Origin of the sequence: Candidatus Electronema sp. PJ (assembly GCF_048287395.1) — a bacterium.
In the GTDB taxonomy this organism is placed as follows: Bacteria; Desulfobacterota; Desulfobulbia; order Desulfobulbales; family Desulfobulbaceae; genus Electronema.
The window spans coordinates 26,980-40,002 of record NZ_JBLWEO010000031.1; the positions used below are offsets into that span (position 1 = coordinate 26,980).

Consider the following 13,023-nt stretch of genomic DNA (forward strand, 5'->3'; position numbering starts at 1 on the left):
CCGTGCCCCTCCCCCTCCCCTCACGTTATCACCAGCACATCCACCAATCTACAATTGTAAGTATTGCGCAGCATCTCCTTCAAGGCAGCATACTCCAGCACCCGGATATCCAGGGTCATAATCGTTGAACCGGCAAAGCCTGGCAGGGTGATGTCACCATTCGCAGTGACGTTCACAACTGCGCCTGCTAGCCCACCCTCGGTCATATCTAGCAGGTTAAAGCGCAGGTAGTCTGCTTGGAGATCCAAGATCACCTGGATACGCAAGGTTGCCTCACCGGAAGCAGTGCCACCGGTGACGCTGACATAGGCAGTATCCTCTGCTCCAGTCAGGATTCCGATCTCTATCCCAGGGCCAAAGTTCGGGATGAGCACTGGCGTGCGTAGCGGCCACTCGTAGGTAGTGGTGCGCAGTGTACCGTGCTCGCTATAGCGGGTGCTCACCGAGACCTTGTACTCATTATTCCAGGGAAAAGGCTGACTAGGAATGTCCGGCATGAAGATGATCTCGCTATTCTCCACCTTGAGAAAGCGGGTCTGCACGGTACGACCACTCGCTGTACCCTCGATCACACACTCACCTGCACCAACCTGTTTGCGGTCAAAGTAGAGATCATCGCCCGTAAGTTGGAGCGCGCCGTTCGGGTTAAGTACATCTTTCAGATCCCACAGACTGTCCTTGGCTTTCGCAATCAGCGGCAGCTTCTTCTCCTGGGCCAGTCGTTCGGCCTGTCCATTCTTGCTCACCGTCTCAACCAGCCGTTTCGAGGGATAAAGACGCACGTTGAGCGATTCTGCCAGTGGCGGTAGCGGGTCGTCTGGGCTGTCTAAGCGGCCACTGAAGGTAACGTGGCAGGTGAAGAGGTTGGCCAGTGTCACCTGATTACCGTTGATGAGCTGTTCGCCCAGCTCGTCAGCCAGATCAAGGAAGAAACTTGTAACCAACGTCTGGGTGTAGAGCGGGTTGCGCTGCTCCATGCGGGCCGCCAGCTCATCGTTGCCCAGCACTGCTCTGGGGACATGCCGGGGCACATAGGACGGCGGGGAGGTTAGGGCATTGACTTCTGGTCGCCAAAGTATCGTGGTCATAGCTGCTCTCCAGTCTTGAGGTTAACTGCGCTGCATGACTTCTGAAACACCTTGAACAGGGCAGAATAGGAAAGAGGCAGCAGCTTGTCAAGAAAAATGCGCAGCAGGCCGACAAGAAGATGATCGCTCGTACATCCTCAAGATCATCGGCGATGCTCGAAAGAGATGATCGCCGTACATCCTAGAGACCATCGAGCGTAGGTCGCTCAGACCATCGAGCGATGATCTCAGGGACTATCGCTCGTACATCCTAAGGATCATCGGCGTACATCCCAGGGATCTACGGCGATGATCGAAAGAGAAGATCGGCGATGATCTCTTGGTGGGCCGCTGCCAGGGTAGTTGTTCGGCAAGGCTGCTTGTCTTTTCAGAACAGACGTGACACAATATGAATACCACGCGGTACCGCCTACAAGATAGGCATCAGATAATTGCCTGCACAGGGAGAACACCATGAAAACACCACTGACAGAACTGCTTCTTATGAGCGCGCTGCTGACGGCAAGCTCTGCGCAGGCGGCAAGCATCACTGTGGATGGCACGATCTGCACCTTGCATGATGCCATCACCGCAGCCAACACCGACACGGCCAGCGGCGGCTGCGCAGCTGGTTCAGGAGAGGACAGCATCATTCTTCAGCAGGATGTGCTACTGACCGCGCCGCTGCCGCAGATCAGCAGCGCGATCACCATTGAAGGCGGCGGGCACACTATTAGCGGTAATAATAGTAATGATGTAGGCTCTGTATTGCGCGTTGCTAGCACCGGTATGCTCACGCTCAATAATACCATAGTGACTGGCGGAAGTGCGCTCTATGACGACAACGGTATTATGGGTGGCATAGGCGGTGGGATTCATAACTATGGCGGTACGCTCACGCTAACTAACTCCACACTCAGCCGCAACTGGGCCTACAACGGTGGCGGTGGGATTTACAGTGCCTCTGGTACAGTCATCCTGAACAGCTCTGTCCTCATCGACAACAGTTCCTACTCCGGTGGCGGTGCTGGGATTCACAACGCCTCCGGCACGCTCACGCTGACTCACTCCACAGTCACTAGCAACTCTACAGAGTCCAGCGGCGGTGGGATTTATAACGGCTCCGGCATAGTTACGCTGACTCACTGCACGGTCAGCGACAACTCGATCGACTACAGCAGTGGCGGGGGGATTGCCAACAACTCCGGCACCGTCACGCTGACTAACACCACAGTCAGCGGCAACCAGACCGACTACGGAGGCACTGGCGCGGGGATTGGCAACGGAGGCACGCTCACTCTGACAAATTCCACAGTCAGCGGCAACAGTGCTCTCTCCTTAAACGGCATGGGCGGGGGGATGTACAACTCAGGCACGGTCACACTGACTAATTCTACAGTTAGCGACAATAAGGCCTACGGCGGCGGCGGGATGTACAACTCAGGCACGGTCACACTGACCAACTGTACAATCAGCAGCAATGAGGCCAGAGGAGAAGGCCCCGGTGGGATTGCCAACTCCGGCACGCTCACACTGACGAACTCAACGGTTAGCGGCAACTCGGCAGTCGACTACTACGGCGGGGGGGTTTACAACGGTGGTGGTACGGTCACGCTGCGTAGTTCCATTATTAGTGGCAATAGTGGTAGCCCCGCAAACGAAGTCTATCGCTATGACGGAACAATCACTACGGATAGCTATAACCTGTTCGGCCACAACGGTGAGACCAACGCGCAGGCCTTCTTCGGTTTCACCCCTGGAGCCACGGATAGCACCGCTACCAGCGATGGCGGCACACCGACTGCGCTGGCCGCTCTTCTCAGCCCCTTGGCCAACAACGGCGGCCCCACGCAGACCCACGCCTTAGTTGCGGGCAGCCCGGCGATTGACCTGGACACCGCGTGCAGCACCAACCTAACCACAGACCAGCGAGGCCATGTCCGCCCAGAGGGCACAGGCTGCGATGCCGGTGCCTTTGAGTTTGCTCCTGACGACACGGACAGCGACGGCATCGCGAATGCCACGGATAACTGCCCCACCACGCCTAACGCTGACCAGAAGGACAAGGACGGCGACGGCATCGGTGATGCTTGCGACGCAGTTGATGACCGCGTGAACATGGCTCCCATCTACAAGCTGCTGCTGAAGCGATAGCCCACCGCTCCCCAGCATCGTCAGGAAATGTAGCTCCATTGCCTGAACTGCTCCTGCAACGCCGGGTCATCCTTGAAGGCAAGGTAGAACAGATACTCCGGCGCGATGTCCAGCTCGTTCTTTTGCCTATGCCATGCTCATAAGCAGCAGCCCTTCAACATGATTGAAATGTCTGTCTAATGTGCAGAGTGGCAGGCCGTGCTGCAAGGCAGACGCAGCTATCCAGATGTCATTGGTCGGAATCGGCGTGCCTTTCTGCCTGAGCCGGTTGAGGACAGAGCTGTAGTGCTCGGCGGTCTCCTCGTCTACCGGATACAGAGCAACTCGCGGCGAATCAAGAAAGATGCCCAGCTCCTGCCTGTTCTTCTGCTCTCTGCTGCCTGCGCGGAAGCCGGAGAGCAGCTCGCCGACAGAGACGGACGAGATGCCGATATGCGCCACCCGGCGCAGCAGGCGGACTGTCTCCGCATCGCCCCGCATGGCGGCAGAGTAGATATTGGTGTCGATCAGTACCCTGTTCACTGCCACAGCTCCGGGTCAATCCGCCGTTCCGCGCTGATGCTGCCTTGGATGCTGCTGAACTCCTCTTCCGTCCATGCGCCGAAAAGGCTGTCAAGGTCGTCATGCTCCGCCGTGAACCGCTTCTCCTTCTCAAGGCCGAGATGCTGCCGCAGCGTGTCCAGAACGAACTGACTGACGCTCTTCCGCGCTGATGCGGCCCGCTGTTTCAGCAGAGCCGCGAGCTGCTCGTCAACACTCTGTATTGATAGTGATGCCATGATATGCCTCCTTAGTTAAGGTTACTCCTCCCCCAGCATCCTGATCCGTACCGTCGGCGCAGCCACGGTATCCAGCGCGTCTATCTCCCGCAGGGCAGCAGCCACCGCCTCTTCCTTAGCTGTGTGGGTGAGGATAACCACCGCCACCGGCTCGTTCTCCCGCCGTCCCTTCTGGATGACCGACTCGATGCTGATGCCGTGCTCGCTGAGGATGGCGGCGATCTTGGCCAGCACGCCGGGCTTATCTAACGCTGTGATGCGCAGGTAGAAGGGGCAGGCCAAGGCCGAGAGCGGCGCGATGGGACGGTCAACGATCTGCTCTGGCAGATAGGAGAGCGCAGGCACCCGCCCGACGGCTCCAGCGGCGATATTGCGGGCGATGTCGATCACATCCGCTGCCACTGCGGAGCCAGTCGGCAACCTGCCTGCGCCTGCGCCGCTGAGGATGATGCTGCCGGTCAGGTCGCCGCAGAACTCCGCTGCGTTGTTGGCCCCGCTGATCGAGGCGAGCAGGTGCGCGGTCGGCACCATGGTCGGATGCACCCGCGCCTCAATCGCCCCGCCCACATCCCGACTGACGGCCAGCAGCTTAATCCGGCAGCCGAACTCGCGGGCGAACTCGATATCCACCGGCTCTATCGTGCTGATGCCCTCAGTGGCGATCTGCTGCGGGCTGATGTTCATGCCGTAGGCAATGGTCATCAGGATGGCCAGCTTGTGAGCGGTGTCGATACCCTCCACATCATAGGTGGGATCGGCCTCGGCAAAGCCCAGTCGCTGCGCCTCACGCAGGGCCTCGGCAAAGGGCAGCCGCTCCTCAGTCATGCGGGTGAGGATGTAGTTGGCCGTGCCGTTGAGGATGCCCATCACCGCCAGCAGCTTGTTAGCCGCCAGCCCTTCTTTCAACGCCTTGATCAGCGGGATGCCGCCGCCCACGCTGCCTTCAAAGCCGACCTCCACGCCCTTGGCTGCGGCTGCGGCGAACAGCTCCTTGCCATGCTGCGAGAGCAGGGCTTTGTTCGCCGTGACCACGTGCTTGCCCGCAGCTATCGCCTTGAGGATGCACGTCCGCGCTGGTTCTATGCCGCCGATCAGCTCGACAAAGATATGAATGCTGGGGTCATTGATCAGCGCGTCTGCGTCTTTGACCAGCTCTACTCCGGCCAGCTGCTGTGGCAGGCTGCTCAGGGAGCGGGCGGCGATCTTGGTCAGCTTGAGGGAGAGGCCGCTGCGGTGCAGGATGCGCTCATGCTGGGAGCAAAGGGCTTCGGCCAAGCCGCTGCCCACGGTGCCAAAGCCGAACAGCCCTATATTGATTGTCTGCATAGTAGTTCCATCAGGTTGGGGGAGAAAGGGGATGCAGCCCCTGTTTTTACCCTCTTTGCGCCTGCTTGTCAAAAGGATGCGCCGCATTTCCGCTGGCGTTGGCAGCGTGGCTGCGGTATAGTCTGGCGGTGTAGCAGCCCATGCGCAATCAGGGAGGCAGCACCTCCCTTCACATCCTTTTTCCTTCTATTATATAGAGAGGTCAGCATGAACATCCTCACCTTTGGACCCAACGGCAGCGGCAAAGGCACTCAGGGCGCAATCGTCAAAGAGAAGTACGGCCTTGATCACATCGAGTCCGGCGCGATCTTCCGCGAGCACATCAAGGGCGGCACTGAGCTGGGCAAGAAAGCGAAAGCCTACATTGACCGGGGCGACCTCGTGCCGGACGAGATCACCGTGCCGATGGTGCTGGAGACTTTGGCTAAATCCAAGGATAAAGGCTGGCTGCTGGACGGCTTCCCGCGCTCGCTGGAGCAGGCTAAAGCCTTGGACAAGGCCCTGACTGAATCCGGCATGGCCCTCGACTATGTGGTTGAGATCACGCTGGAGCGGCAGATTGCCAAAGAGCGGATCATGGGCCGTCGGCTTTGCGCCAATGACAACAACCACCCGAACCACATCGCCTTCGCGGCGATCAAGCCGGTGGAGAAGGACGGCAGGTTAGTCTGCCGGGTCTGCGGCGGCGAGCTGAGTGCGCGTGCTGATGATCAGGACGAGGCAGCCATCGGCAAGCGGCATGACATCTACTATGACGACAAGACCGGCACTATGGCCGCAGTGAATTACTTCAAGCAGAGCGGCAAGGCCAAGGTGATCTCGGTGGATGGCTCCAAGGCGATTAAGGAGGTCTCGGCGGAGATATTGGGTAAGCTGGTGTAAGGGCGGGTTGTTGCAAGGGGGCGGACGTGGTGTTCCGCCCTTTCGTTGAACGGTCAACAATTCAGAAAGACACAATGACCTTATTTCCTTGCAGCTGGCTCAATGGCAAGGTGGAAATGTCTGAAGAGCGGGAGCAGCATATTGCGGAACGGCATCCTGATTTCTTGCCGGAGCACCGCGCATTGATTGCCGAAACGCTGGCTGACCCTGATCAAATCCGCCGCAGCGTTCGTTTCGGCAGTGCAAGGCTGTTTTCCCGCTGGTATGCTGATCTGAAGAATGGAAAGCATGTGGTTGTCGTGGTGGTGAGCGAGATTGCAAACGAACGGCATTGGATCATCACGGCCTACATAGCCAGGAAACTGACAGAAGGAGAAGCGGAATGGCAGAGAAATTGATTTTCAAGTACGACCGCGAGGCTGACATCCTCCATATTGATAAATGTCTGCCCTATGCCGAGCAGGAATCAGAGGAAATGGGAGATGATGTGGTGGCAAGGTTGAATCCGCACACCAACGAGATTGAGAATTTAGAGGTGCTCTTTTTCTCGGCAAGGCTTTTGCGGAATGAGCTGCTTGAACTGCCGGTCAGTGCGGAGTTTCAGTTTGCGGGCAGGCAGATGAGTGGCTTGGCGGGGCACTAACTCGCCAGAAGTCCCAGCGGAGATACTGAGCAAGTTGGCGTAAAGGCGGGTTGCAAGGGGCGGACGAGGTGTTCGCCCTTGATCCGCATCATCGATCATAACGCTTATGTCTCTCCGATGTAAGCACTATGATCGGTACGATGTGCGAGCTTACATCGATGCGATCTAAGCACTATCATCTCTGCGATGTAAGCGTTATCATCTCGGAGATGTAAGTGCTATGATCTCTCCCGCTATGGCAGCATCATAAATCGCAGCATGGTGGCAAGGCCAAGGCGATTAAGGAAGTCTCGGCAGAGATACTGGGCAAGCTGGCGTAAAGGCGGGTTGGGGAAAAGGGGTGGACGTGGTGTTCGCCCTGCATAATTAGATACCATAGTGATGAATTCAAATATCAAGCAAAAATACCTGCGGCACTTAGACGAACTGATTAGCGAAGCCCAATCATTGCCGATTGGTTCGAGACGGGAACGTGTCTATACGCCTTGTTCCGGTAACGAATCCTATGAAACGGTAGAATTCTTAATGTTTGCTGAGTTTGTGCAATGGCGAACTTCTGCTGCTTCCGTTCTTGATGCGGTAGTTCCACGCACGAGCATCCACAGGAAAGCGGTTGACGCATTTCCTGATTTAAAGAACAATCTTTATAGCCGAAACTATGGGGTTTCTTTCTTAAAGTCCATTCGTCACGCCTTCGAACAGGGTTTGTTTGAGGACATATCTTCACAAATCGATGCGGAGATAAGCGCGGAGTATCTTAATCAGGCCGAAGCTCTCCTTTCCTATTCAAGGCCATCTGATCGCGGTGAGGTTGCTGCTGCGGTAATCACAGGTGCTGTTTTAGAGCATGGGTTGAGAATGCTTTATGGCAAGCTGGAGCCAAAGGAGCCTGTTGAGTCAGACGGGAAGGCTCTCACCTTGGGTGGTCTCATTGAAGCTCTAAAGAAGAGAGCAGTCTTCAATGAACTGACGGCAAAGCATCTAAGAGCGTGGGCAGATATAAGAAATACTGCTGCTCATGGGAGGTTCGACGAGTTCACGCGACCACAAGTTGAGAAAATGGTTGCAGGTGTCACTGATTTCTTAGCACGACATGGATAACCCTATGTACTATATCACCGAAACAAACAAATCATTCGACCAATCCGCCGCAGACCTTGAAGCGGCAGTTAAGCAGCACGGCTTTGGTGTGCTGCATGTCCACGATTTAGGCAGCACGCTCCGCAGCAAGGACATTGCCTTTGACCAGCACTGCAAGGTGTTTGAAGTCTGCAATCCTGTGCAAGCCGGAAAGGTTCTGGCAACCGACATGCGCCTGAACATGGCCCTACCCTGCCGTATTTCTGTCTTCACCGAGAACGGCACGACGAAGATAGGCACCATCAGGCCAGTGCAGATGCTTTCCATGCTCTCGCAGGAGGCAGCCTTGGCGCAAATCGCCAGCGAGGTTGAGGCAAAGATTATCCAGATGATTGACGAGGCGAAGTGAGGCCTGAAGCACGACATCAACAAAGCTGAGAGGTGAACAAACATGGACGCAGCAGCCTTAATTCAAACCAGCCTTGCTGAATCCAAGCGGGCCAAAGATGCCTTTGCCTCTGAGTCATCCGGCAAGCTGATCGAGCTGGCCGAGATGATCACCGCCAGCTTCCGCAGCGGCGGCAAGTTGCTCATTTTCGGCAACGGCGGCAGCGCGGCAGATGCCCAGCATGTGGCAGCGGAGTTCGTCAACCGCTTCCTGCTCAACCGCCCGCCTTTGCCCGCCATCGCCCTGACCACCGACACGTCAATCATCACAGCGGTGGGCAACGATTTTTCCTACGATCTGATCTTCGTCAAGCAGGTGCAGGCCCTTGGCAAGCCCGGCGACGTAGCTCTTGGCATCACGACTTCCGGTACTTCGCCCAACGTGGTGAAGGCATTGGCTGTCGCCAAGGAAATGGGTCTGAGAACTGCCGCGCTCACCGGTGGCCTGAACATCAAGCCAAATGGCGTGGTGCAGCATTGCGATCTGCTGCTGAATGTGCCGTCCAGCTCCACGCCCCGCATTCAGGAAGCGCATCTCTGGATTGAGCATCTGCTCTGCGAGATAGTGGAAAGAGAGATGTTCGGGGATATGAAGTAGCCTCTTGCCGATTCCAACATGAAATCGGCAAGGGCGCAGACAAAATGCACTATTGCGCTGTGGTAGCTACTTGAATAGTGTATTTTCCAGTATTCGCCGCACCAGCACATGCCATAATGGTATATGAACTTGCAGAAATACCCGGAACGTTAAGTGTGGCTTGATCAGATGTATTGTCAGCACTGTTTGCTATCACTTGTGCTGAGGCGTTATATAACTTGATAGATGGAACAGTGCCGATTCCTGCTACTGTAACCTTCAGGTTCACGCCAGAGTTAGCGATATCGATCGGATATTCATTACAGACCCCTGGCTTGAGAAATTTGCTTTCCGTTGACAAGGTGGTTTGCCCGTTAAGACGCAAGGAGAAGTAAGCTGGATTATCGCTCCCTGGCCAGCCGGTGCCAAAATAATCCTTTTCGTTACTGTAGGGTGCTCGCACCCGCCCAAGAAGCCCACGACTGGACATTGTACCCCATACCTTGATGGTGTTGGTCAGTTTACCAGTCCGGTCTTTCTCTGCCATAGCTTGGGCAAGAATGGCATCATAGAAGTCAGACGACTTATTTCTGAAACCGCCTGCTGGTGAGAAATAATACATGCCCCTATAGACGTATGGGAGTGCCTTCTTTTTAAGAATCTGCGTGAGATCGTAGAGATAACCTCCCCAGATTTCACCCGTGTAATGCTCTTCAGGGAAGCAATAAGTAATTGTCTCCTCGCTACCTTCTGGTGTTTCTTCAACGCAATGATCTGGATCTGGCCAATCAACATCTGCGGGATACATTCTGGTGTTGTCAAGATTTCTAACGTATTCTTCTGGACTCCATGCCCAAACCACATCCCCCATTTTGGGACTTTTTGTGAACAAATAGGCAAACCAGTCAGCATTGCCTTCGCCCATAGCTCTTCCGTATCCATTCACTGCGCCACCAAATTGCCTATCAAAGTAACTCCATTCCATCATGGCGTGGGTAAATTCATGCATAACCACGCCATCATCAAGAACGAAATCTTCTGAATCAGGACCACAGGTGTTTTCGTCACCAAACGCAAAACCTGGTGGATAATTAGGAAGCAATTCTGGGGAATAATAAGCATTACACATTTTGACGTTGATTCCAACCGGAATTGATAATGTATAGAAATAATCAGGTCTTTTTGGGCCATATTTTGTGACAACATTATTTTTCCACCATCCCCAAACCCTGTTCATCCTATAGTAAATATTAACGGCATCAAACCAAGGTTTTTCCCTGCCATAAGGATTATAAAGAAATCTTAGGTTTGGAGCGTAAGGATCATCTCCGTAGCTATCACTCTCATCATCATATATATCGGCATGTTTTCCCCACAGCCCTCCTGTAAAATAATCCTCCTGTTCTGTGAACAGGCTTGGGAGACGAACCACCGAAAGCTTGTTATCCAGCCAAGCTTTGTTATTTTTATAAACTCTGCCGTAACCCGTGCGAAGCGACACAATTTCATTGTTTTTGTAGAGTACCTTCGCATCTTGGGCATCAATAAAATACACCCAGAAACCAAAGGGATCTTTTGAGGACACCGTTACTTTCCAGATAAAATAATACTTATCATTAATTAACTCAATCATCTCCTCAGCGCGGGCTTCGCCAAAAGATGCGCCGCTTTGGACACTTGCTTTGAGATCATCCATAACTGTTTTCACAGCCTTTTCTTGGGAAATTTCTCGGCTGTTAACAGGTGTTACTTCACTCGCATAACTGCTTTGCGCCATTGTTACTTGGCCGTTTTTGTTAGAATGGACAAGCATAATCGCATTATTGACAGGAACGTCGCCATACATTTGCTGTAACCTGACATGGCTCCTGTCTTCTTCATTGTCAACCCGCAAGGTTTTTATATTTGCCAGATCGCTACGAAGTCCGAAAACTTCACTGCTTTCTTTCAGAAAGCTCTTGGCGACCTTCTCTGGATCACTCCCATAGCTTTTCGATCTGCTCCCATACAGTGTCTTAACTGCGCCGCTTCTCCGATCAAGATTTGCTTTCCATTCACTTCCTTGCGCTGCGTTCAACTTCTCAACGCTGCGGAGAGCTGTATTCATGCTGCTTTTCTCGGAACTTCCCGTCTGGCTTGGGGCAGAAGTTTCTCCATAATGCTCAACAAGCTCAATGCTTCCCTGGGCGGATGCAGTTCCTAGCAGACTGGCAATAATTATTGGCGAAAGCAACGCGGCACTTTTCTTCATTTGAGACCTCTCTTGGTTTATCTTTTTAGAGCAGATGTTGGCTACTACACAACGGACTCAGCTTTATATCGTTTTGGCTGAAATGTCAATATAATCATACGGACCTTTTTGGAATATTTCAAGAAAATTAAGAAAGATCAATTGTTTTTAGCATAAGATCGCAATTGCCCTGCCGCTAAAAAAAGGCTAAGATTGCCGAGATGAATAGTACGGGCCGACCAGCCTTGACATGAACCTGCAACTCCGTCTTTTTCATGACCCAGCAATCTATCTCCCCCATCGACTTCACCAGCCTCAACACCTATTCCCTCCACGAGCGTCATTCCAAAGTGACGGTGGCGGATTTCGCCCAAGCTGCAAAGCCGGGAATGACTGTGCGGGAATTGATCGCCAATTTGCCAAAACAGCTCGCAGGCAAGGATTTCCCAGAGTTGATCGAGCGGATTGCCGCAGCGGTGACGCAGAAGCGGCCTGTGCTGGTCGGCATGGGTGCGCATGTGATCAAAGTCGGCTTGGCTCCGATTCTGATTGATTTGATGGAGCGGGGAATTATCTCTGCGCTGGCCTTGAACGGAGCTGGCATCATCCATGATGCGGAAATTGCGATGGTTGGCCGCACCTCTGAAGAGGTTGCCAACGTGCTTGGCGCAGGTGCCTTTGGTGCGGCGCGGGAAACCGGCGAAGTTCTCAATCAAGCGATCAACCAAGGAGCAAAAGAGGGCATCGGTTTGGGCGAGGCGGTGGGCAATGCTCTGCTTCAGCAGAATTTCCCCTTTAACGGCCAAAGTTTGCTGGCGCAGGCGCGGCGGCTTGGCATTCCCGTGACCGTGCATGTGGCGATGGGCACGGATATCATTCATATTCACCCGGCGGCGGACGGCGCGGCCATCGGCCAGTGCAGCCACCACGATTTCCGCGTCTTCTGCCGCTTGGTCAGCGGGCTGGAAGGCGGGGTGTATCTCAATCTCGGCTCGGCGGTGCTGCTGCCGGAGGTCTTCCTCAAGGCCCTGACCGTTGTCCGCAATCTTGGCCATGTGGCGCAGCGTTTTACTACCGCTAACTTTGATTTTATCCGCGCTTATCGGCCCGCAACCAACGTGGTGCATCGGCCCACGCTCGAAGGCGGCAAGGGTTTCAATTTCACCGGCCACCATGAGCTGATGATTCCGCTGCTGGCGGCGGCAATCGTGGATAAACTGGCTTGTTCTTAATAATGCAACGGTTTGCTTGAATTTTTCGTCGTTTGCAACGCGCAATTTGCCTTTTAAATCAAGACGATTCACGTTTAAATCATGGCAATTTACACTCCAATCGCAACGTTTCACACTTAAATCAGCCCGATTTACATTTGAATCAGGGCAATTCATGCGTACATCGTCGTGATTTCAATTTGAATTGGAACGATTTACATTGAAATCAGAGTAATTCAAATGTGAATCAGGCCGATTTCAATGTGAATCAGGATAATTTAAGCGTGAAACGTTGCGATTCAAGTGTAACTTACCCTGATTTAAATTGAAATCAAGCCGTTTTTAGTGTGAATCGGGCCGATTTAAGCATGAAAAGTTGCGATTCTAATGTGAATCAGGACGATTTAACTGGGGTTTCAGCCAGACGGGGTGGGGTTTGCGGCGCATGATGCTGGCAACGGTGCGCAAGCAGCTGAGTTTGCTGCGGGTGGCGGTGGTTATGGACAGGTTGAGGGATGTTTGATATAGTTGGGTTCTTTTTAGCCTATTTCATGAGATTCTGCTATTTGCTGAGAGGACAACTCAACGCAGAAAATATAGCGAATGGCGGACTACTATGTATTTCTA

14 protein-coding genes are annotated in these 13,023 nt (G+C 53.8%); 8 read left to right on the forward strand and 6 right to left on the reverse strand.

Annotation, left to right across the window (positions count from 1 at the left end; translation table 11 throughout):
- Positions 1 to 20: 20 nt before the first annotated feature.
- Positions 21 to 1,088, reverse strand: coding sequence for a hypothetical protein (locus tag ACNKIB_RS04775; protein ID WP_417909405.1), 1,068 nt, complete (start codon positions 1,086 to 1,088; stop codon positions 21 to 23).
- A 453-nt stretch (positions 1,089 to 1,541) separates the two neighbouring features.
- On the opposite strand from ACNKIB_RS04775, the gene ACNKIB_RS04780 reads away from it, so the two are divergent.
- Entirely contained in the window at positions 1,542 to 3,221 is a 1,680-nt protein-coding gene (locus ACNKIB_RS04780; protein WP_417909406.1) for a choice-of-anchor Q domain-containing protein, read from the forward strand.
- A gap of 126 nt (positions 3,222 to 3,347) precedes the next feature.
- On the opposite strand, the gene ACNKIB_RS04785 is transcribed toward ACNKIB_RS04780, so the two are convergent.
- From ACNKIB_RS04785 to ACNKIB_RS04800, 4 genes are all read right to left on the reverse strand, one after another.
- Positions 3,348 to 3,743, reverse strand: coding sequence for a type II toxin-antitoxin system VapC family toxin (locus ACNKIB_RS04785; protein ID WP_417909407.1), 396 nt, complete (start codon positions 3,741 to 3,743; stop codon positions 3,348 to 3,350).
- Positions 3,740 to 4,000 (reverse strand): antitoxin, encoded by a 261-nt coding sequence (locus tag ACNKIB_RS04790; RefSeq protein ID WP_417909408.1) that lies wholly within the window; start codon positions 3,998 to 4,000, stop codon positions 3,740 to 3,742. Before ACNKIB_RS04790 ends, ACNKIB_RS04785 begins: the two co-directional genes overlap by 4 nt.
- A 21-nt stretch (positions 4,001 to 4,021) precedes the next feature.
- Positions 4,022 to 5,326: a homoserine dehydrogenase gene (locus tag ACNKIB_RS04795; protein ID WP_417909409.1), complete on the reverse strand. Its 1,305-nt coding sequence runs from the start codon at positions 5,324 to 5,326 to the stop codon at positions 4,022 to 4,024.
- 68 nt (positions 5,327 to 5,394) lie between these two features.
- Positions 5,395 to 5,535, reverse strand: coding sequence for a hypothetical protein (locus tag ACNKIB_RS04800; RefSeq protein WP_417909410.1), 141 nt, complete (start codon positions 5,533 to 5,535; stop codon positions 5,395 to 5,397).
- Between ACNKIB_RS04800 and ACNKIB_RS04805 the strand changes: the two genes are divergently transcribed.
- The 6 genes from ACNKIB_RS04805 to ACNKIB_RS04830 all read left to right on the forward strand — a co-directional run bounded on the left by ACNKIB_RS04805 (position 5,534) and on the right by ACNKIB_RS04830 (position 8,976).
- Positions 5,534 to 6,208 (forward strand): adenylate kinase, encoded by a 675-nt coding sequence (locus ACNKIB_RS04805; protein ID WP_417909411.1) that lies wholly within the window; start codon positions 5,534 to 5,536, stop codon positions 6,206 to 6,208. The two genes, ACNKIB_RS04800 and ACNKIB_RS04805, sit on opposite strands and share 2 nt — an antisense overlap.
- A gap of 74 nt (positions 6,209 to 6,282) precedes the next feature.
- Entirely contained in the window at positions 6,283 to 6,606 is a 324-nt protein-coding gene (locus tag ACNKIB_RS04810) for a hypothetical protein (protein WP_417909412.1), read from the forward strand.
- Positions 6,591 to 6,851: a DUF2283 domain-containing protein gene (locus tag ACNKIB_RS04815; protein ID WP_417909413.1), complete on the forward strand. Its 261-nt coding sequence runs from the start codon at positions 6,591 to 6,593 to the stop codon at positions 6,849 to 6,851. Before ACNKIB_RS04810 ends, ACNKIB_RS04815 begins: the two co-directional genes overlap by 16 nt.
- A 381-nt stretch (positions 6,852 to 7,232) precedes the next feature.
- Complete coding sequence (locus ACNKIB_RS04820) at positions 7,233 to 7,952, forward strand: hypothetical protein (RefSeq protein ID WP_417909414.1); 720 nt, start codon at positions 7,233 to 7,235, stop codon at positions 7,950 to 7,952.
- A gap of 4 nt (positions 7,953 to 7,956) precedes the next feature.
- A complete protein-coding gene (locus ACNKIB_RS04825; RefSeq protein ID WP_417909415.1) occupies positions 7,957 to 8,340 on the forward strand; it encodes a DUF302 domain-containing protein in 384 nt (127 codons plus the stop codon).
- A 42-nt stretch (positions 8,341 to 8,382) separates the two neighbouring features.
- Entirely contained in the window at positions 8,383 to 8,976 is a 594-nt protein-coding gene (locus tag ACNKIB_RS04830) for a D-sedoheptulose-7-phosphate isomerase (protein ID WP_417909416.1), read from the forward strand.
- Positions 8,977 to 9,025: 49 nt separating this feature from the next.
- On the opposite strand, the gene ACNKIB_RS04835 is transcribed toward ACNKIB_RS04830, so the two are convergent.
- On the reverse strand, positions 9,026 to 11,206 hold the full coding sequence (locus ACNKIB_RS04835; protein WP_417909417.1) for a M36 family metallopeptidase: 2,181 nt from the start codon (positions 11,204 to 11,206) through the stop codon (positions 9,026 to 9,028).
- A gap of 254 nt (positions 11,207 to 11,460) precedes the next feature.
- Between ACNKIB_RS04835 and ACNKIB_RS04840 the strand changes: the two genes are divergently transcribed.
- Entirely contained in the window at positions 11,461 to 12,417 is a 957-nt protein-coding gene (locus ACNKIB_RS04840; protein ID WP_417909418.1) for a hypothetical protein, read from the forward strand.
- Positions 12,418 to 13,023 lie beyond the last annotated feature (606 nt).